This window comes from Vibrio sp. YT-19(2023) (assembly GCF_033337395.1).
The window spans coordinates 1-631 of the sequence record NZ_JAWOQN010000675.1 but is presented as its reverse complement, the minus strand read 5'-3'; the positions used below and the strand labels follow the sequence as shown (position 1 = coordinate 631).

Below are 631 nucleotides of genomic sequence, written 5' to 3'. Positions count from 1 at the left end.
CTCTTATCTGCTCAAATTTAAAACCAACAAGAACCAAAACGACCTAAAACTTAGGAGAAACCCGAATGAATAATTCATGGAAGAAAGCGCTGTCTGTCGGCGCGCTAAGCACAATCGCATTTTCGACTTACGGCTTTGCCGGAGAGTTACCGGGTGAAGGCGTCACGGTTCAACCTGTACAGTCCACTGTCGCTGAAGAGACGTTCCAAACGTTGATCGTAAATCGTGCTCTGGAAGCTTTGGGTTACGATGTCCAACCAACCAAAGAAGTGGATTACAACGTCGGGTACACCTCGATAGCAAAAGGTGACGCGACGTTCTTAGCGGTTGGCTGGTTTCCGCTCCATGCAGACAAATACACCATGTCAGGTGGTGATGATAAGTTTTTCCGAGAAGGCCAATACGTCAGTGGCGCAGCGCAAGGCTACCTCATCGATAAGAAAACCGCCGAGAAATACGGCATTACGAACATGGGTCAGTTAAAAGATCCAAAATTAGCGAAGCTATTCGACGCAAATAGCGATGGCAAAGCCGATCTTACCGGCTGTAACCCAGGTTGGGGGTGTGAAATGGTTGTTGAGCATCAGTTGGACGCGTTCAAACTTCGTGACACTGTCACTCACAACCAAGG

1 protein-coding gene is annotated in these 631 nt (G+C 48.2%); it reads left to right on the top strand.

Translation table 11 applies throughout. From position 1 onward, the window contains the following. Nucleotides 1-65: 65 nt before the first annotated feature. Nucleotides 66-631: glycine betaine/L-proline ABC transporter substrate-binding protein ProX (gene proX, locus R7E78_RS27815; RefSeq protein WP_318058846.1), on the top strand; the 566-nt coding region annotated here is incomplete at its 3' end.